Annotated in this window: 17 protein-coding genes; 1 reads left to right on the top strand and 16 read right to left on the bottom strand. The window is 42.5% G+C overall.

All coding sequences use genetic code 11. The annotated features are described in order from the left end of the window. Positions 1–57 precede the first annotated feature (57 nt). The 14 genes from M1G01_RS01555 to M1G01_RS01490 form a co-directional block, all read right to left on the bottom strand. Positions 58–2,217 (bottom strand): LicD family protein, encoded by a 2,160-nt coding sequence (locus M1G01_RS01555; protein WP_247930997.1) that lies wholly within the window; start codon positions 2,215–2,217, stop codon positions 58–60. A 21-nt stretch (positions 2,218–2,238) separates the two neighbouring features. After that, positions 2,239–3,207, bottom strand: coding sequence for a glycosyltransferase family 2 protein (locus M1G01_RS01550; protein ID WP_247930996.1), 969 nt, complete (start codon positions 3,205–3,207; stop codon positions 2,239–2,241). Continuing rightward, complete coding sequence (locus tag M1G01_RS01545) at positions 3,204–4,040, bottom strand: LicD family protein (protein ID WP_247930995.1); 837 nt, start codon at positions 4,038–4,040, stop codon at positions 3,204–3,206. Before M1G01_RS01545 ends, M1G01_RS01550 begins: the two co-directional genes overlap by 4 nt. A 143-nt stretch (positions 4,041–4,183) precedes the next feature. Then, positions 4,184–5,479, bottom strand: a complete 1,296-nt coding sequence (locus M1G01_RS01540; protein ID WP_044020552.1) for an LCP family protein — start codon at positions 5,477–5,479, stop codon at positions 4,184–4,186. Continuing rightward, a complete protein-coding gene (gene pheA, locus M1G01_RS01535) occupies positions 5,476–6,324 on the bottom strand; it encodes a prephenate dehydratase (RefSeq protein WP_247930994.1) in 849 nt (282 codons plus the stop codon). Before pheA ends, M1G01_RS01540 begins: the two co-directional genes overlap by 4 nt. Further along, complete coding sequence (locus M1G01_RS01530; protein ID WP_247930993.1) at positions 6,321–6,797, bottom strand: shikimate kinase; 477 nt, start codon at positions 6,795–6,797, stop codon at positions 6,321–6,323. The genes pheA and M1G01_RS01530 overlap by 4 nt, the downstream gene beginning before the upstream one ends. Then, the gene (gene aroA / locus M1G01_RS01525) at positions 6,790–8,073 is read right to left on the bottom strand and encodes a 3-phosphoshikimate 1-carboxyvinyltransferase (RefSeq protein ID WP_247930992.1); all 1,284 of its coding nucleotides are present in this window, start codon (positions 8,071–8,073) and stop codon (positions 6,790–6,792) included. Before aroA ends, M1G01_RS01530 begins: the two co-directional genes overlap by 8 nt. An 89-nt stretch (positions 8,074–8,162) precedes the next feature. After that, positions 8,163–8,501 (bottom strand): YlbF/YmcA family competence regulator, encoded by a 339-nt coding sequence (locus M1G01_RS01520; protein WP_247930991.1) that lies wholly within the window; start codon positions 8,499–8,501, stop codon positions 8,163–8,165. Positions 8,502–8,511: 10 nt separating this feature from the next. Beyond that, positions 8,512–9,615: a prephenate dehydrogenase gene (locus M1G01_RS01515; protein ID WP_247930990.1), complete on the bottom strand. Its 1,104-nt coding sequence runs from the start codon at positions 9,613–9,615 to the stop codon at positions 8,512–8,514. Positions 9,616–9,624: 9 nt separating this feature from the next. Continuing rightward, on the bottom strand, positions 9,625–10,791 hold the full coding sequence (gene aroC, locus M1G01_RS01510) for a chorismate synthase (RefSeq protein ID WP_247930989.1): 1,167 nt from the start codon (positions 10,789–10,791) through the stop codon (positions 9,625–9,627). A 9-nt stretch (positions 10,792–10,800) separates the two neighbouring features. Beyond that, positions 10,801–11,868 (bottom strand): 3-dehydroquinate synthase, encoded by a 1,068-nt coding sequence (gene aroB / locus M1G01_RS01505; protein ID WP_247930988.1) that lies wholly within the window; start codon positions 11,866–11,868, stop codon positions 10,801–10,803. A gap of 18 nt (positions 11,869–11,886) precedes the next feature. Beyond that, positions 11,887–12,741, bottom strand: a complete 855-nt coding sequence (locus tag M1G01_RS01500; RefSeq protein WP_247930987.1) for a shikimate dehydrogenase — start codon at positions 12,739–12,741, stop codon at positions 11,887–11,889. Further along, positions 12,731–13,408, bottom strand: a complete 678-nt coding sequence (gene aroD / locus M1G01_RS01495; protein WP_000767778.1) for a type I 3-dehydroquinate dehydratase — start codon at positions 13,406–13,408, stop codon at positions 12,731–12,733. The genes M1G01_RS01500 and aroD overlap by 11 nt, the downstream gene beginning before the upstream one ends. Beyond that, positions 13,405–14,568: a class I SAM-dependent rRNA methyltransferase gene (locus tag M1G01_RS01490; protein WP_247930986.1), complete on the bottom strand. Its 1,164-nt coding sequence runs from the start codon at positions 14,566–14,568 to the stop codon at positions 13,405–13,407. Before M1G01_RS01490 ends, aroD begins: the two co-directional genes overlap by 4 nt. A 272-nt stretch (positions 14,569–14,840) precedes the next feature. Between M1G01_RS01490 and M1G01_RS01485 the strand changes: the two genes are divergently transcribed. Continuing rightward, positions 14,841–16,289, top strand: coding sequence for an alpha-amylase (locus tag M1G01_RS01485; protein WP_247930985.1), 1,449 nt, complete (start codon positions 14,841–14,843; stop codon positions 16,287–16,289). An 87-nt stretch (positions 16,290–16,376) separates the two neighbouring features. On the opposite strand, the gene alaS is transcribed toward M1G01_RS01485, so the two are convergent. Together alaS and M1G01_RS01475 are read right to left on the bottom strand one after the other, a co-directional pair. Then, positions 16,377–18,995: an alanine--tRNA ligase gene (alaS, locus tag M1G01_RS01480; protein ID WP_247930984.1), complete on the bottom strand. Its 2,619-nt coding sequence runs from the start codon at positions 18,993–18,995 to the stop codon at positions 16,377–16,379. A 20-nt stretch (positions 18,996–19,015) separates the two neighbouring features. After that, the gene (locus M1G01_RS01475) at positions 19,016–19,501 is read right to left on the bottom strand and encodes an LURP-one-related/scramblase family protein (protein WP_061420712.1); all 486 of its coding nucleotides are present in this window, start codon (positions 19,499–19,501) and stop codon (positions 19,016–19,018) included. Positions 19,502–19,723: the final 222 nt, after the last annotated feature.

The raw sequence follows: 19,723 nt of genomic DNA, 5'->3' as shown, positions 1-19,723 counted from the left end.
AGGTTCTATTCTCCTAAATTTGACTATATTTTTAAACGTTTCTTAATCCCAATCCCGTCATTTAGACCTTTTAACAATCTTCCATAATTTAAAATCATGATGAGATACTCTTTGTTCAACCGGTGGCAATTGCATATAGTCTCCGTAGTCTGAGGTCAAAATTTCATGATAGTTTTTCGAAATAGTAAATTCCTTACCTTCAAATGTTCCAGTAGTAACTTGTTCCAGCCACTCACGTCTCCACACTGGTTTGTTCATATCCTTGTAGATAAGATAATCCACTTGCTCATAATCTGAAACTTTACGGGATTTTGCAAGCTCTTCAATCTGGGCAACGTATTTGTTCGTATTGGTGAAATAGAAAATAATAACTGACACATAGCGTAGCAGTGAATTCAGTACACTTTTCGTATTGGTAATGCCTTTAAAGGTGTAGCAACTCAATTGACGTTTCTTTATCAGTTTCGTCATCTTGTTTTTAAATTCTACATCATCCTCGTAGCCATCTACAGGGAAAATATCTACATAGATCCCCATATTCGAATCGATGCGAACATCTTCTTCTAGCAAGTAAGTATGGTTATCCTGCACTTTCATGAAGGGATAGACATAGTTGAGATTATTTTTATAAGACATCACCTCGTAACGTTTATCAGGGTTAGCGATAAGGTAGTCTTGCAACTTTTCATAATCTTCTCGTAACATGCAGATATCCATGTCATCATCCCAAGGGATAAATCCTTGATGGCGAACAGCACCAATTAGACTTCCATATGCTAAGAAATACTTAACTCCAATTTTCTGACAAACTTCATGAATATACTCCATGATTCCAAGTTCCATCTGTTGAATTTCATTGACATCTGTTACTTCTTGGTACCGAACTCCTTCATCCCGTTTGCAGACTACGAGTCCATAGCCAATCGCTAGCCAGAAGATGATATTGATAAAGTTGGTTGAATACATAATCTGACTTTCAAATAATTGACCAAACAAGATACCAAAGAAAAGGATCATGATCAATTTATCAGTATTTTTCTTGGAAACAATCAAATACGTTAAAAAGCGCTTGATGACATAAGCCAGTACAAGAAGGAAGGATACCAAACCTAGAACTCCCGAACTGACAAATATGGTCACAAAAATGTTATGGAAATTCCCACCGATAAGGGAGTTTTGAATCTCAAATTTACTGAAATATTCTGTGTAGTAATCTGGAACATTTCGTACACCATAACCAAAAATTGGTTTGGCACTTCCCATCTTGATGGCATTTTTCCAGATATAGGTTCTACCACTTGGTGTTGTTTCGATTAGATGGAGCTCACCGTTTTTCTTAGTAACAGATGAATCTGTCTCAGCATAGGATTGTCCATTGTTTAAATCTAAGACAGTCGCAGTTTCAGATGAGATATAGATTGAAGTTACATAGCTTAATCCAATATTAGTTGCAGTAATCAGCAAACCAGCAACTATAAAAGTGAGGAATCGTTTAACGATACTCCCTCTAGTAGCAAAGAAACTATAGAGTCCAATCATGAGAAGTAAAGAAAGTAAGGCTCCTCGACTTTGCATCGTAGCAAAGTAAACGAATTGAATCACATTATTCAGTTTAAGATAAACAGAATATTTACTTCCTTTATGGATCAAATACATAGCCAAAATAATGCTAATGTATGAAAATATCGCACTAGCATTTGGATTGACAATCCCCCACAGACGTCCATTCATGACACCATAGTAATAAGATTGTTCGCCAATCTTAAATAGGATAAGGACTCTACTTACCAATAAACCAAACGCAAAAATTGCTGAAGAAAAAGATACAATTTGAACCGTATAGGCAATCCAGTCAAATAATTTTTTAAGTTGCCCTGATTGTAACATGGTAAATAATAAAACATAGGTTACCATGAAGAGGATTTCAATCACATTTCCAATCAGATGTCCAGAGCGATTGAAAATAGCTGATAGCAGATGACTTCCAGCTAAGAGTCCAAATAAGGATAGAAATTTGCGATCTACCGTGATTTCTTTCCACTTAAACAATAAGGTATAGCAAATATAAAACACTACAATCGCTGATAATCCCTTGTAGAGGGGATTTGCTATCTTATAAACCAGTGAACTCATACTTAAAATCGAAATAAAAACAAATAGATACGCAATCCATAGTTTTGATTTTTCAAAGTATTCATCCAATTTTGAAAAATTCATTTTCAACTCCTTCTCATGATATTAGTTTTTTAATCCAACAATTTTCTTATATAGCCATGGAGAAATGACAAGTGATAGGATCGCTACCTTGCGAAAAGTGGTGAAATAAGCATCTTTCCATATTTCGTGTCGATGCTGAACAATCCAATTCCTCAGCTCGGCTTTCTCCTTTTGATACTCTTCACGTGAAGTAAAGATAATTTTATCGTAAACTGTGATGTACGACCAACATTCTCTATTTATTAATTCGTATTTTAAATTAGGGAAGGCTTGTGAAACTTGAGCAATTATTTGCTGATAAACTTCTATCGTGTCAAATACATGTCGATTAACAGATGTTGTTGCACTTCCCTCACGATGATCATAATAATAAACAGGTTTGTCAATAAATACGCAACTGCATCTTGTCTTTAGTAGCAATTCAGTTAAAAATAGAGCATCTTCAGCTAAGTGATAGTTTGTATTAAACTTTTCATCCGCAAGCAGGTCTCTCTTAAACAGTTTTGCAACTGGAAAAAATGATGTTCTGGTAGTCATCAGTAGTTCCTTCATGGTTTCTTCTGTTGACCAGAGTTCTGTTTTCCCAGAATGTGAAGGTAGGTCTGTTACAATGCCGTTTTTGATATGGTGCAGAGGAGCAATTGCAAAGCCTACATTCACCCCTTCAACTGCACTTGCTAAAGTAGCTAGATAATCCTGGGTAACGAAATCATCGCTATCAATAAAGGTAACCCAAGAACCCGTCGCTAGCTGAATTCCCATATTTCTTGCATTTGAAACACCAGCATTTTCGATATGATAAACCTTGATATTCTCATACTGAGATGCTAAGTGATCACAGATCTGTCCACTGGAATCAGTAGAACCATCGTTGATTAGGATTAACTCAAAATGGGTATAAGTCTGTTGAAGAATCGACTCCACACATCGCTCCAAATAGGCTTCTACATTGTAAACTGGAACGATAACGCTTATTTTTTCTCCCATCATGCTCCATATTCTCCCTTGTACTCTGTGTAGCTCTTGTCCATGTCCGCTATAATAGCATCATGATGCGGTACTTGCTTGTCCGCTGGTGGTGGTGTCATATAGTCCCCAAAAGCAGTGCTGAGATAGGCATCATAACCGACTGGAATGGGCATCTCTGTTCCTTCAAATGGCAAGAAAAGATTGTCTTCAAAGGATGCGATTGGGTATTTGTTTCGCATGTAGCCGGGACCTGAGCATAATTCCGTAATTCCATCGCTCTCAGCCAGACCATACTTGGTCATTTCTTTTTCAGCTTTTTTCCAAATGCGATAACGTAGAAATTTAGGAGTCAGGCTGAGTAAGATACGACTTCCCCATTTCATGACTGCACCATGCTTTTCTGGGATAGTTTGGGCGCAAAAGAGTGAATAAATCAGGGCCCAACGAACTTGTTTCTTACGCTCAGCTGGATTTTTAGGATAATAATCCAATGGTAAAACGTCCAAGGCCAAACCGTGTGGCAAATCCAAATCCTTTTGATAAGGCTTGATACAAGTGGTTTCCTTATCACGAATGGTAATAAAAAGGTTACGGTCTACAAAATCTTTGTTACTCTTTGACAAGAAATAACGCTCGTCTGCATAACGTGGCCACAGCTCTGCTAATTTTTCATAATCCTTACGTGGCATGAAAAAGTCTAAATCATCATCCCAAGGAATGAAGCCTTTGTTACGTAGGGCACCAATGGCTCCTCCACCACAGAGATAGCACAATAAATCATGTTCTTTACAAAATGCGACGAAATATTCAGCCATTTCCAGACTACGAGCCTGAATCGCTTTCAAATCACTCATGTCTCTCCTCTTCTGTCCAATAACGAGTTATATCGTTTTATTATACCATAAAAAAGCCCTAAAAATCCATCAGATACTAAGAAAAATCAAAGCCTAAACCACTTTTTCATTAGTGATTCAAACTTTGATTTTTTTATAGTATTCTATCTCATTCCCATTTGGGCGAGTTTGGTCTGGTATTTATTTTGATCAACTAGAAGTCCTTGTCCACCATAGATATCATAAGCGTCTACCCAGTCACCAAGTTCTGGGACGGTGAGTCTTTCAATGCCATTTTGAGCACCTTCTAGGACAGATAAGCCATTGGTCAACAAGAAGCTATATGGTAGATTTGTTGATGTCATGCCAAAGACTTTTCCAAGTGCCTCTGATCCCGTAAAGAGCTTGGTTGGATCTTTGATTTGCTCAAGAACTGCTGACATGACTTGTTGCTGACGTTTGGTACGGCCATAGTCTCCCTCGTCATCATCACGGAAGCGAGCATAGTTCAGCAAGGTGGAGCCATTCATCTGCTGTTTTCCAACTTTGATGGTTTGAGTTGGGGACTCTGTCTCTGTTGCATGAAGGTCATCTCCGACTGTGGCTTCTGTTAAAGGTTGACCATTCAATGTTGAGAATTGGGCATCAATCGTTACTCCGTCAGGGAAGAGGGTATCAATAGCTGTTGCAAAGGCCTGGAAGTCAACTAGAGCATAGTACTTAATATCCAAATCAAAGTTGTCTTTTAGAACCTTGCGGACCATTTCAGCCCCTTTTTGCCCTTCTTGTTCCCCAAGTTCATAGGCAACATTTAGTTTGTTATCCGTCTGTTTCTGGCCATTTACAATCTTACTGTACCCGTCGATATAAACCAAGTTGTCACGCATAAAGCTGACTAACTTGATCTTCTTATCTGATCCGCTGACATTCAGCACCATGATTGTGTCGGTACGTGTCTCCGCACTATTTTGACCGATACGGCCATCTGTCCCCATGACTAGGATATTCACACCATCTTTGGTATCCTGACCGTTAAAGACCTCTACTTGAGCTGCCTTGGCGTCAGCTGGTTTATTTGTTGGATTGGCTGCTGACTGGAACCCTCGAAGAAACATAAAAATCATCCCTGCAGCCACACATGTAATCAACAGCAAGAACCAAGTCAATATTCGTTTGAAGCCAATTCTTCTCTTTTTCTTTTTGACTTTAGGTTGAGGAGCTACCTTTTCACGTTTCTTAGACCGACTTCTACTGCCATAAGTCGGAAGGTCAATGTCTCTACCCCAAGATTCTTCTTTTTCTTCTTGGTAGAAATGGTGAACTTCAGACTTGGGACCTGCCATCTTCTGTTGCAGATAATCAAACTCCCTCCGTTCACGGTCGTTGAGGTAATGAATATTTTTGAAGAGATAGTCATAGCGTAACTGCTCATGATGACTTAAAGGATTTTCTTTGCTCATTGACTCTCCTTTTCTATATCAGTTATGGTAAAAATCGGGTAGATTCCCAGAATCTTGTGCTGGATCCCAATGGCTTCTAGTTCTTGTCTGGCAAAATGAACCAGTTCTTTGTCACTATAGTCTACATCGATAATGAAAAAGTATTCTCCCAAGGCTGTTTTAAGAGGGCGACTTTCAATCTTTGTTAAATCAATCCCTCTCCAAGCAAAGGTCGAAAGTGCCTTGTAAAGAGCACCAGGTAAGTTGTCTGGTAAGGTCAAGGCCAAACTCATTTTTTCAGCTTGTGAGTTCAAAGGAAGCTTCGGTATCTCTGCCCCTAACACCCAAAAACGTGTGAAATTGGCTTCCATTTCCTGAATATCTTTAGCAATCAATTCCAATCCATATTCTTCAGCTGAAGTTCTAGGAGCAATAGCTGCATAAGGCTGGTCTGGATGTTCCGAGATAAAGCGGGCCGCATAGGCGGTACTGGCTGTTACCTCAATTTTGGCTTCTGGATAGTGTTTGTCGATGAATTTCTTTCCTTGAGCCAGAGCCTGAGGATGAGAAAAAATTTTCTCAATTTTTGACTGACCGGGAACCACCATTAACTGCTGGTGAATGGGTTGAACGATTTCTGCAACTGCTTGGATGCGAGTCTGATGAAAAAGGTAATCCAAGCTTTCATGAACGCTACCCTCGATAGAATTTTCAACTGGCACCACCGAATAGTCCACCAAGCCTTGTTCATAGGCCTTGATGACATCTGTGATATTGGCAAAAGCCTGCAATTCCTCTTTGGGAAAAGCTGTCTGCACAACATGATGCGAAAATGATCCCTTGGGACCTAGATAGGCAATTTTCATCTCAGTTCCTCTATAATTTCCTCTGGGCTTAACTTGGTCACATCCAAAACCCGACTGGCTACTTCCTCATACCAGGCCTGTCTTTCTTGGAAAATTCTGGCTAGCTCTTCCTTACTATGATTTAGAAAAAGCGGGCGTTGATTGTCCTTATCAGCTGCGATACGTTGGTAGAGGGTTTCAAAATCTGCTTTTAGGTAGATGTTATCAGGATTGGTTTTGAGCAAGTCACGATTTCTCTGAGAAATGATAACTCCTCCGCCAGTTGACACAACTCGGTCCGTTTTTAGTAAGTCAGCTAGGACTTCTGACTCTACTTGACGAAAGGCCACTTCTCCTTTTTCAGCAAAAAAATCCGCAATGGACATGCCCAAACGTTCCTCGATTAAGGCATCCATATCGATGTAGTCTGAGTCCAATCCTCTAGCGATTGTCGATTTGCCAGCCCCCATAAATCCGAGTAATACCTTAGCCATGAATCAAGCTCTCCAAATCATCAAAGAAGCTAGGATAGCTGGTATTGATGGCTTCAGCACGGTCAAGTTCCACTTCTCCATCCGCAACCAAGAGGGCTGCGATGGCTGTCATCATTCCAATTCGATGGTCACCAAACGTATTGACTCTAGCGCCATGAAGTCTTGATTTCCCTTTGATAATCATCCCGTCTGCTGTAGGAGTGATATCCGCTCCCATGCTATTTAAGGCATCTGCCACCACCTGAATGCGGTCTGTTTCCTTGACCTTGAGTTCCTCAGCATCCTTAATGACCGTTACACCTTGCGCTTGCGTCGCGAGAAGGGCAATAATCGGCAATTCATCAATCAAACGTGGAATCAAGGCTCCACCAATCTCTGTTCCTTTTAGGTCTGAAGACTCGACAGTCAGGGTTGCTGATTTAGCAACTGGATCAATTTCAGTTATTTCTAGTTTTCCTCCCATGGCACGAATGATATCAATAATACCAGTACGCGTTTCATTGATGCCCACGTTCTGCAGCACCACACGAGAGTTTGGAACAATCAAACCTGCGACCAACCAAAAGGCTGCACTGGAAATATCTCCTGGCACAACTACCTTTTGTCCGATTAGTTTTTGTGGTCCTTGAACTGTGATTTCCTTGCCATCCACACTTAAATGACCACCAAATTGCTGTAGCATATCTTCGGTGTGGTTGCGAGTACATTCTTTCTCGATAATAACGGACTCCCCCTGAGCCTGCAAAGCCGCAAACATCAAGGCAGACTTGACTTGGGCAGAGGCGATTGGCAACTCATAGTGAATCGGTGTTAGGTTTTTAGTGCCTTTCAAGTGCAGAGGAGGCAGGTCTCGCTCTGTTTGACCAGAAATGCTGACTCCCATTTTTTTCAAGGGAAGGGTCACACGATCCATAGGGCGTTTGGAAAGGCTGTCATCTCCAAACATCTCTACTTCAAAATCTGCACCAGCAAGGACACCTGAAATCAGGCGAATCGAGGTTCCAGAATTCCCCATATCCAAGGCGTTTTGTGGCGCTTTTAAGCCATCCATGCCAACACCTTGAATGGTAATGACACCATCTTTGTCCTCAATTTCAACACCAAGGTCACGAAAAACCTGCATGGTTGAAAGTACATCCTCTCCACGCAAAATATCATAAACCTTAGTCTCGCCCTCAGCCAAACTTCCAAAAATAATCGAACGGTGGCTAATAGACTTGTCACCTGGAACTCGGATACTGCCATGTAAGTGGCGAGTGTTTGTTTTTAGTTTCATAGTTGACCTCATACTTCAATACTTTTTCTTATTTTATCACAAAAAAGCCAGAAATTCCTGAAATTTCTGGCTTTTATACAGATAAAATACTATTTCAATAATTCTGAAACAGGTTCAAAGACAATTTTTTCAATGTCCGAAAGATAAATGGACAATTGTTGCTGTTTGGCAAAGAAATCTGACAAAAGAGCGTTCTCTTGGATTTGTTTGCTGAAAGACTGCATCTTTTCTTGGAAAGAGGCGTCTGGCATTTGTCCAGTTTGCGCCATGACTTGGATTTCTTGCTGGAAGGCAAGGTAATCTGCAAAAATCTTGCTGGCTTCCTTATCAGCTTGGATGGCATCTTTTGCCGCCTTGACAGACTTGTATTCTGGTAATTCACGTAGACCTCGACTGAGTTCATTTGCACTATCGTAAATATTTGACATGATTTTCTCCTTATTTGATGACGACTGTGTAGTCCGTATTTTCTGAAATTAAGCGCTCAGCTCGTTCCAAATCCTGAGCATTTTTAAAGGAAATTTGGAGAATCCCGTGAACATCCTCACGGTTTTCTTCGTTGATGTGGATATTAACCAAGGAAGTTCCACGTAGCAATTCCAAAATCCGCAAGATAACATCTTCCTCATCGGGAACATCGACATAGAGGTCATAAGAACTGTCCACACCACCACGCTTATGGATTTCCATGGCCTGACGTTGCGCACGCGCTTGGTTGAAAAAGTTCCAGATTTGCTCTTCATCTCCCTTGCTGATGGCTTGTCCAACCTCATCTAGGCGCTCCTTGAAATCCGCAATTCGATCCAGAATAGTTTCACGATTGGACAATAGAATAGAAGTCCACATACCTGGCTCGCTTTCCGCAATGCGGGTCATATCTCGAAAACCACCCGCCGCAAAGCGCCTTGCCATCTCATGTTCTTGAGCATAAACTGCCGTCTGCTCCATAAGGCTGGAAGCCAGAATATGAGGAAAATGGCTAATCTGAGAAGTCACCCGATCATGCTCCTTGGCATCAATCTCGATAAAACGAGCATGAAGACCTGAAAGCAGATTCTTCATTTCCTCAAGTGTGTCAGGACTTGTCAGGCTCGAAGGTGTGAAAATATAGTAGGCATTTTCAAAGAGATTAACATCCGCAGAGGCAGCCCCTGTCTTGTGGCTACCAGCCATGGGATGGGCCCCGACAAAGCGAACAGGCTTGCCAGCTAAATACTGCTCCGCTGCTTCCACAATGGCTGACTTGGTTGAGCCTGCATCCGAGATAATGACGCCTTCCTTCAAGTCTAAGTTTGCCAGTTCCTTAATAAAAGCAATGGTCTGTTTGATTGGCAAGGTCAGAATGATAACATCTGCTAGAGGAGCGAAACTAGCAAAATCATCCGTCGCACGGTCTATCATCCCCCGCTCCAAGGCAATGTCTCTCGAAGCCTGACTGCGATTATAACCTAAAATTTCATAATCAGGATGATCGCGCTTGATACCGAGTGCCATCGAAGCACCAATCAAACCGAGACCTGCGATATAGATGGTTTTTGCCATAAGGACTCCTTAATAGTTCTTTGTATAGTCTCGGTGCTTGGCAACTGCCTCTTTTAATTCCTCTAGATTGTCAGATGAGAATTTTTCAAGGATTTCTTGCGCCAGAACCGTTGCCACAACAGCTTCCATGACCACACCTGCTGCTGGAAGAGCGGTCGGATCACTTCTCTCCACAGTTGCCTTGTAAGGTTCGTGCGTCTCGATATCCACACTCATAAGAGGTTTATAAAGAGTGGGAATGGGTTTCATGACTCCACGAACAACAATTGGTTGCCCATTGGTCATACCACCTTCGAAACCACCTAGATTATTGGTACGACGAGTATAGCCGTCTTCTTTAGACCAGAGAATTTCATCCATAACTTGGCTACCTTTTCGGTAACCAGCTTTAAATCCAAGACCAAATTCCACCCCTTTAAAGGCATTAATAGAGACAACTGCTTGGGCCAATCTGGCATCTAATTTTCTGTCCCATTGGACATAGGAACCGAGGCCAACTGGAACACCTCCGACGACTGTCTCCACAACCCCACCGATGGTATCACCGTCACGTTTGATTTGGTCAATATAGTCCTTGATTTCCTGTTCCCGCTCTTGGTTGACAATAGAAACTTCCGACTGGGCTGCCAGTTTTTTAATCTCTGCGACTGTTAAGTTTTCTGGAACATCGATCTCCTTACCACCAAAGACCACGACATGGTTAGCAATCTCCATATCTAGCTCAGCTAAGAGACGTTTGGCTACTGCCCCAACAGCAACTCGCATGGTGGTTTCACGAGCTGATGAACGTTCCAAAGAATTTCGCAAATCATCAAAACGGTACTTGATGCCCCCTACCAAATCGGCATGACCGGGACGTGGATGGGTGATTTTCCGTTTACTTTTAAGGCAATCTTCGATGTCTTCTGCAGACATGATATCCAGCCATTTCTGGTGGTCCTTATTGATGACATCCATGGTAATGGGAGCCCCTGTCGTCTTCCCGTGACGAACGCCCGATGTAAAGACAACCTGATCACTCTCAATCTTCATACGACCACCACGACCGTAGCCACCCTGACGACGTTTCAGATCCTCGTTGATGTCCTCTACTGTTAAAGGAAGGCCCGCTGGAATTCCTTCAATAATAGCCGTCAGACGGGGGCCGTGTGATTCTCCTGCAGTTAAATATCTCATACGTTCTCCTTATTTTACCAAGTAGTCTTTCATCTCTTCCAGGGAAACTGGGTGAATGGTCGCTGAACCAAGCTCTGGTACCAAGACCAATTTCAAGGTGTTGCCACGTGCCTTCTTGTCATGAGTCAAAGCCTGATAAAGCTTGTCAACATCCCAGTTTTCATAGTCAACTGGCAAACCAAATTTCTGACACATAGCTGTGATGGACTGGGTTATTCCTTCTGGCATAAGACCTTTTCCCTCAGCAACCTTGGAAATCTGCACCATCCCCATGGCCACGGCCTCACCATGCATGACTTTGCCATAACCGGCCGTTGCTTCAATGGCATGACCAATAGTGTGTCCAAAATTGAGGTAAAGACGAACACCGTTATCCAACTCATCTTCAACCACCATCTTCCGCTTAACCTGACAAGAATGTTCAATCAAAGTCTCTGCATGCTCCAGAATGCTCTCTACAGAACCATCCAGCTCCGTCAAGAGAGCCCAAAGTTCTGGATCCTCAATCAAGCCATACTTGATAACCTCACCCATCCCTTCAATCAACTCCCTTTTTCCGAGTGTTTCAAGGACCAGCGGGTCAATCAGAACCCCATCTGGTTGGGCAAAAGTTCCCACCATATTTTTAGCAAATGGAGTATTGACACCCGTCTTTCCACCGATAGAAGAATCAACCTGGGCAGTCAAACTAGTCGGAATCTGAACAAAGTGAATGCCCCGCATATAGGTAGAGGCTACAAAACCAGCCAGATCCCCAACAACACCACCGCCAAGAGCCACGATCCCATCGCTACGAGTCAGACCTTGCTTGACTAGAAATTCATAGATCTTCTGAACGGTTGTTAAATTCTTTCTTTCTTCGCCTTCTAAAAAGTCAAAAACAGCTACCTGAAAACCAGCATCTTCTAAGCTGAGTTTAACATTCTCTACATAGAGAGAAGCTACATGGTTGTCGGTTACAATGACCACTTTTTGAGGTTGCCAGAGTTCTCGCAACCATTGACCAGCCTGAGCCAGACAACCTTTTTCAATCTGAATATCATAAGGATGATGCGGAATATCGATTCTGATTTTCATAGTAGGGTCTCCTTTTCATTATTGATATTTTTCTGTTAAGGACTGCCAAATCTCGTCTGTCGGCATTTCTTTACCTGTCCACAGTTGAAAAGCTTCAGCAGCTTGATAGAGCAACATTCCAAGGCCATTGATTGCTGGATTGCCCTGACTTCTAACCCATTTCAAAAATGGAGTCTCAAAGGGTTGGTAAATAATATCTGCCACCAAGAGAGCCTCTGGCAAATTGATGCTTTCTGGAACTGGGGATGATTTGCCATCCATCCCTACACTGGTCGCATTGACGAGCAGGTCCGACTCGGCAATCCTTGATTGCAGTTCAGAAAGATCTTCTAAAGCATACAAGTCCACTTTAAAACCTGTTTGCTCCTGCAACTTGTCTAGGTAAGGTCTTTTTTTTTCCATGGAAACTGAACGAACAAAAACTGAAATCTGACTGACGCCATCCAAAATAGCTTGCGCCAAAATGGATTTGGCTGCACCACCTGCGCCCAGAATGGTCATTCTCTTATCCGAGATTGTAAAAGAAGGCAAGCTCTTAAAGAATCCCTTGCCATCTGTATTATATCCAATTAACGTTCCGTCTTGATTAACAACCGTATTAACCGCCCCAATCAAACGAGCCTCATCACTCAACTCATCCAGATAAGGAATAACCTGCTCCTTGTAAGGCATAGACAGGTTGATGCCAAACATCTGGTAACGGCGAATATTAGCGACTGTTTCTGCCAAATCACCCGCTTCAATCTCCCAAGCTACATAGGCACCATTAATAGCTGTCGCCTCAAATGCCCTATTGTGAATAAAGGGTGAAATAGAGTGTTTAATGGGATTGGCAACAACTGCAGCTAAACGCGTATAGCCATCAAGCTTCATCCAAAATCTCCCTGATTTTCTTCATGTTTGATAGCGAAATCTGACCTGGGGCACTCGCTTCATCCAGACTAGCAAATGACCAACTCGAACCCGTCACATCTGAAGTAATGCGTGATACCTTGCCCATTTTCCCCATGGAAATGGTCACGTACTCTTGCTCAGGATTGAGTGTTTTAAATCCTCGAGTGTAATTCATCAGGTCTAAAACATCCTGCTCCGTATGAGCCATAACTGATACCTTGACCACTTTCGGAGAGAGACTGGTCAACTCAGACAAAATTTCCATCATGTTTTCAGGTGTCTCCTGGAAATTATGGTAACTCAAAACAAGATTTGGAAAATCCAACATTTCCTCAAAAACGTCCTTGTAGCTGAAATACTCAAAATCTACATAATCCGGCTGATAAAGCTGAGTAACTTCCTTAATGATTTGAACATACTCTTCTGAGGAAAGTTCGATTTCTCCTCCCTCAGCGCGGGTCCGAAGGGTAAAGACAAGTTCGCGTCCTGCAAATTTCTCAAAGATAGCGGGTGCTACCTGTAAAATAGCGTCCTTTGTAAGAAAGTCCGCACGCCACTCAATGATATCGGCATCTTCATACCTAGTGGCATCCAGTTCTTGCGCTTCTTCTAAACTTCTTGGCATTACTGAAACGATTAATTTCATCTACTAACCTTCATACTAATCACCTTGAGGTAATTACTGCTTTCATCTTTTTTATTATAGGCAAAGTCTGCTGGAAGTCCGTATTGGTTCAAGACCTGATACCTTCTTCCTGCAAAACCTTTATCAATTTGTTCTGTAAATTTCTGGCGGGAAACATTGGCAGCATTGGTACTGGCAATGATAATGCCTCCCGGATTTAAAATCTCTAGACTCTGGGAAATCAACTTGTGATAGTCCTTAGCTACAGAGAATGTTTGTTTTTTATTGCGGGCAAAGCTTGGTGGATCAAGAACAAGCACATCATAAGTCAAGCCTTTTCGCTTGGCATACTTGAAGTACTCAAAGACATCCATAACGATAAAACGATGATTGTCCGTGCTAAGTCCATTTGCATGAAAATGGGCTTCTGACAGCTCTCTAGACCGTTTGGCCAAGTCGACAGAAGTCGTCTCACTAGCGCCTCCCATAGCTGCAGCAACTGAAAAGGCCGCCGTATAGGAAAACATATTGAGCAAGGATTTGCCCATGGCTAGACCGTCAACCAAACTCCCACGAACCTCATGCTGGTCTAGGAAAATCCCTGTCATCAAACCATCATTCATAAAGACTTGATAGAGCACGCCATTCTCAAGAACAGTAAAATCATCTGGCGCTTCCTCACCATAAACATAGGCAGACTCGTAGTCTAGACCTTTAAAACGAATCTTCTCATAAGTCCCCAAGACCTCAGGGAAAACTTCCTTAAAAGCCTTTACGATCAGCTCACGAATCTGGTAAACAAAGGAGTTGTACCAAGAAAAGACAGCATAATCTCCATAGAGATCAATAGTCAGACCACCAAAACCATCCCCCTCTTGGTTAAAAAGGCGAAAGGCAGTAGTCAAGTCATCTTGATAATAAGGCTTTCTAGCTTCCTTAGCCTTACGAAACAGAGTTTCAAAGAAGGATTGGTTGAAACCAACCTTTTCCTTGCTGACCAACCAGCCAATGCCCTTGTTCTGCTGAGAAAGATAGGCACTCCCTAAAAACTTCCCGTCTTGACTAAGAACTTCTACTGCCTGATCCGTCAGATCAATATCTGTTAAATCACTTGCTTCCAAAAGAACTAGACCCTTAGCTAGCTTTTTTTCAACACGTCTGCTGACCCTAATTCTATTCATAGCTACTATTATAGCAAATTTTGTGACAATTCTCAAAAAAGAAACCGTTTAACCAGTTGTACTTTAGTTTACTGAGTGTCATTTTTGTTAAAATAAGTTTATCCCATTTACTTTTTCACCAAAACATCCTCTCCCTTGTGATGGAAAGAGAGATTCTATTCGCTAAAAATAGACAAAAACAGAAATGAGTATAGAAAATTGCGCAAACGTTTGCCTAGTTCTAAACTTTATGGTAGAATAAAACACAACATTGACAAGTAAAAGGAAAAATCATGCAAAATCAAACACTTATGCAATACTTTGAATGGTATTTGCCTCACGACGGCCAACACTGGGCTCGACTGACAAATGACGCAGAGCACCTAGCAAACCTTGGTATCAGCCACGTCTGGATGCCACCTGCCTTCAAGGCAACCAACGAAAAAGATGTCGGCTATGGTGTTTACGATCTTTTTGACCTAGGTGAATTTCAGCAAAAAGGGACTGTCCGTACCAAGTATGGGTTTAAAGAAGACTATCTTCAAGCCATTCAAGCCCTAAAGGCGCAGGGAATTCAACCTATGGCCGATGTGGTGCTCAATCACAAGGCTGCTGCCGATCATATGGAAGCCTTTCAGGTTATTGAAGTGGACCCTGAGGACCGTACCGTTCAATTAAGCGAGCCCTTTACTATCAATGGCTGGACTCACTTTACTTTCGATGGTCGCCAAGATACCTACAATGACTTCCACTGGCACTGGTACCACTTCACAGGTACAGACTACGATGCCAAACGCCGTAAGTCTGGTATTTACCTGATCCAAGGAGACAATAAAGGTTGGGCAAATGAGGAATTGGTCGATAACGAAAACGGTAACTACGACTACCTCATGTATGCCGACCTAGATTTTAAACATCCTGAAGTCATCCAAAATATCTATGACTGGGCTGACTGGTTCATGGAAACGACTGGTGTAGCTGGTTTCCGCTTGGATGCCGTTAAGCACATCGACTCTTTCTTCATGCGCAATTTCATCCGTGATATGAAGGAAAAATACGGTCAAGATTTCTACGTTTTTGGGGAATTTTGGAATCCAGATAAGGAAGCCAATCTGGACTATCTTGAAAAAACAGAAGAACGTTTTGACCTTGTAGATGTTCGCCTCCACCAAAACCTCTTTGAAGCTAGCCATGCTGGAGCAAGCTACGACCTTCGTGACATTTTCACAGATAGCTTGGTTGAACTCAAGCCTGACAAGGCTGTCACTTTCGTTGACAACCATGATACTCAACGAGGACAGGCTCTTGAGTCTACTGTTGAAGAATGGTTCAAGCCAGCAGCCTATGCCCTTATTCTATTACGCCAAGATGGACTTCCATGTGTCTTTTACGGAGATTATTACGGTATTTCAGGGCAATTTGGTCAACAAGATTTCAGAGAAGTTCTTGACCGTCTCCTAGTCATCCGAAAAGACTTGGCCTATGGAGAGCAAACAGACTACTTTGACGATGCCAACTGTATTGGATGGGTCCGTTCAGGCGCTGAACATCAATCCCCAATCGCAGTCTTGATTTCAAATGACCAAGAAAATAGCAAGTCTATGTTTGTTGGTCCAGAATGGGCTGATCAAACCTTTGTTGACCTCCTTGAAAATCACCCAGCACAAGTTACAATCAATGCTGAAGGTTATGGAGAATTTCCAGTAGAAGCAGGTTCAGTCAGTGTCTGGGCGGTTAAATAAACCTATCAGGTACAAGCCAGATCCAACCGGATTTGGCTTTTTTGTATGCACAAAAAGACCTACCCAAATGGATAGATCTTTATTGTCTTACAATTTACCTGCTACTGCCTCCAAGAGTTCTTGGATTTTAGCTTGGTTGCTTCCTCCTGCCATGGCCATGTCTGGTTTTCCACCACCACGTCCATCGACGATTGGAGCCAATTCTTTAACCAAGTTACCTGCGTGTACTTCTTTTATCTTGCTGGCTACAAGGACATTCACCTTATCATCGATTGCTGCTACAAGAACAAGCACATCAGAATAATCTTTTTGCTTCCAGTTATCCGCAAAGGTACGAAGGGCACCTGCATCTGAAACAGAAACTTGACTAGCAATGTAACGGTGTCCGTTCGCTTCTTGAACATTCTTGAAAACATCGCCTGCCGCTGCTGCTGCAGCTTTTTCTTTCAACTCTGCATTTTCTTTTTGCAATTGACGGAGTTGCTCTTGAAGACCTTCAACCTTGTGAGGAACTTCCTTGAGTTGAGGTGCTTTCAAGGTTGCTGCGACTGCTTTCAAAGCATCTTCTTGTTCGCGATAAGCTTCAAAGGCTTCCTTACCAGTTACTGCCAAGATACGGCGAGTTCCTGATCCGATTCCTTCTTCTTTGACAATCTTGAAGAGGCCAATCTCAGAAGTGTTGCCAACGTGGGTACCACCACAAAGCTCAATAGAGTAGTCACCGATGGTCACAACGCGGACTTCTTTACCATATTTCTCACCAAAGAGGGCCATAGCTCCCATTTCTTTAGCCGTGTCAATATCTGTCTCAACAGTTTCCACTGCGATGGCTTCCCAAATCTTCTCATTGACTTGCTGTTCAATGGCGCGCAACTCTTCAGGAGTCACAGCTTGGAAGTGAGTAAAGTCAAAGCGAAGAAATTCTACTTCGTTCAGAGATCCTGCTTGTGTCGCATGGTGGCCAAGGATATTGTGAAGAGCCGCATGGAGCAAGTGAGTGGCTGTGTGGTTCTTCATGACACGATGACGACGGTTGGTATCAATTGCCAAGGTGTATTCTTGGTTCAAAGCAAGTGGTGCAAGAACTTCAACAGTATGAAGAGCTTGTCCGTTTGGTGCTTTTTGCACATCCGTCACATTCGCTACGACATTTCCTTTAGCATCCAAGATTTGACCGTGGTCAGCTACCTGTCCACCCATTTCAGCGTAGAATGGAGTCTCTGCAAAGATAAGAGAGGCAGTTCCTTCAGAAACAGCTTCTACTTCTGCATTGTCAGCCACGATAGCCACCAACTTAGAAGGCAATTGGCTGGCATTGTAGTTGAAGACACTTTCCACTGTAATGTTTTGAAGGGTTTCATTTTGCATTCCCATTGAGCCACCTTTGACAGCTGACGCACGCGCACGTTCTTGCTGCTCTTTCATGGCCGCTTCAAAACCTTCACGGTCTACAGTCATCCCAGCTTCTTCAGCGATTTCTTCTGTCAATTCAACTGGGAATCCATATGTATCGTAGAGTTTGAAGACATCTTGCCCCGCGATAACGTTTTGACCTTTGGCTTTCAGGTCTGCTACGATACCTTGGGCAAAATGTTGACCTGAGTGAAGAGTACGGGCAAATGACTCTTCCTCGCTCTTCACGATTTTCTCGATAAAGTCACATTTTTCAAGCACTTCTGGGTAGTAGCTTTCCATGATTTTTCCAACAGTTGGAACGAGTTTGTAAAGGAAAGGCTCGTTGATACCCAATTTTTGACCGTGCATAGACGCGCGACGGAGGAGACGGCGAAGGACATAACCACGACCTTCATTTCCAGGAAGGGCACCATCACCGATGGCAAATGAAAGAGAACGGATATGGTCAGCAATGACCTTGAAGCTCATGTTGTCGCCATCTTGGTCATAAACCTTACCAGACAATTTCTCAACTTCACGGATGATTGGCATGAAGAGGTCTGTTTCAAAGTTTGTCTTAGCCCCTTGGATAACTGCCACCAAACGCTCCAAACCAGCACCCGTATCAATATTCTTGTGTGGCAATTCCTTGTACTCACTACGAGGAACAGCTGGATCAGCGTTGAATTGTGACAAAACGATGTTCCAGATTTCGATGTAACGGTCGTTTTCGATATCCTCTGCAAGCAGGCGAAGACCAATATTTTCTGGGTCAAAGGCTTCTCCACGGTCAAAGAAGATTTCTGTATCAGGTCCAGAAGGTCCCGCACCGATTTCCCAGAAGTTGTCTTCGATTGGGATCAAGTGGCTTGGGTCCACTCCTACTTCAATCCAGCGGTTGTAAGAATCTTTATCATCTGGATAGTAGGTCATGTAGAGTTTTTCAGCTGGAAAATCAAACCATTCTGGGCTTGTCAAAAGCTCATAAGCCCATGTGATGGCTTCGTCACGGAAGTAATCCCCGATAGAGAAGTTCCCTAACATTTCAAACATAGTATGGTGACGCGCAGTCTTCCCTACGTTTTCAATATCGTTAGTACGAATCGCTTTTTGGGCATTGGTAATACGTGGATTTTCAGGGATAATGGTTCCGTCAAAGTATTTCTTAAGGGTTGCTACCCCAGAGTTAATCCACAAAAGAGTTGGGTCATTTACAGGAACCAAGCTGACTGATGGTTCTACAGAGTGTCCTTTGCTTGCCCAGAAATCAAGCCACATTTGGCGAACTTGAGCACTAGATAGTTGTTTCATAATATCTCCTTATTACTTGTTTAATTTGATTGGCTTTCCAGCATCTCCACATAGTCAATCGCGACACAAAGGGAAATGACCAGATCTGCATAAGAGTCTTCATAGACGGTTACGGTGTAAGTTGAGGTCAAATGGAAAATCTCTTTCCGAATCTCGGCGACAAGCTGATCACGGTCATCCAGCAATTTGAAATTTAAATCCCAAATATTGCCCTCGATACGAAGCCCTAAATCATCAAACTCATACTTATCTCGCCAGAAGGTCAACTTCTTACGAATGACGAAATTGGAACCGTTTCGTAGCTGAATAGTAAAGCGAGGAAGCAAGGTGAAAAATTCTTTACTGATTTCACTGACCTGCTCACCATAGGCGTCATAGATGGTAAAGGTCTTAGGAATTTGGAAGAAAGAGCCCTCCACTTGATAGTTCACTACTCCTCTATCATCCTTGATATCGAAGCGTTCGCCTCCAAGACGAAACTTTTGTTTCACGAGAAATGTCTTCATAAACACCTCCAAAAATCAAAAGACAAGCTCACATCACGAAGGGCGAAAAACCGCGGTACCACCTTCATTCAATGAACTTGTCATTCTCTTATTCTTATGCAATTGTCTGATTGAGTAGCATGACTTCCTAGCTTAGATGGCTCGCAGCACCGCCATTTCTCTGGACTAAGATGACAGAAAATCAATTCTCAACTTTCTTATTATATCGTTTTTTCGAGTTTG

This window comes from Streptococcus oralis (assembly GCF_023110055.1).
Taxonomy (GTDB): Bacteria; Bacillota; Bacilli; order Lactobacillales; family Streptococcaceae; genus Streptococcus; species Streptococcus oralis_BY.
This window is presented reverse-complemented; position numbering and strand designations above follow the sequence as displayed.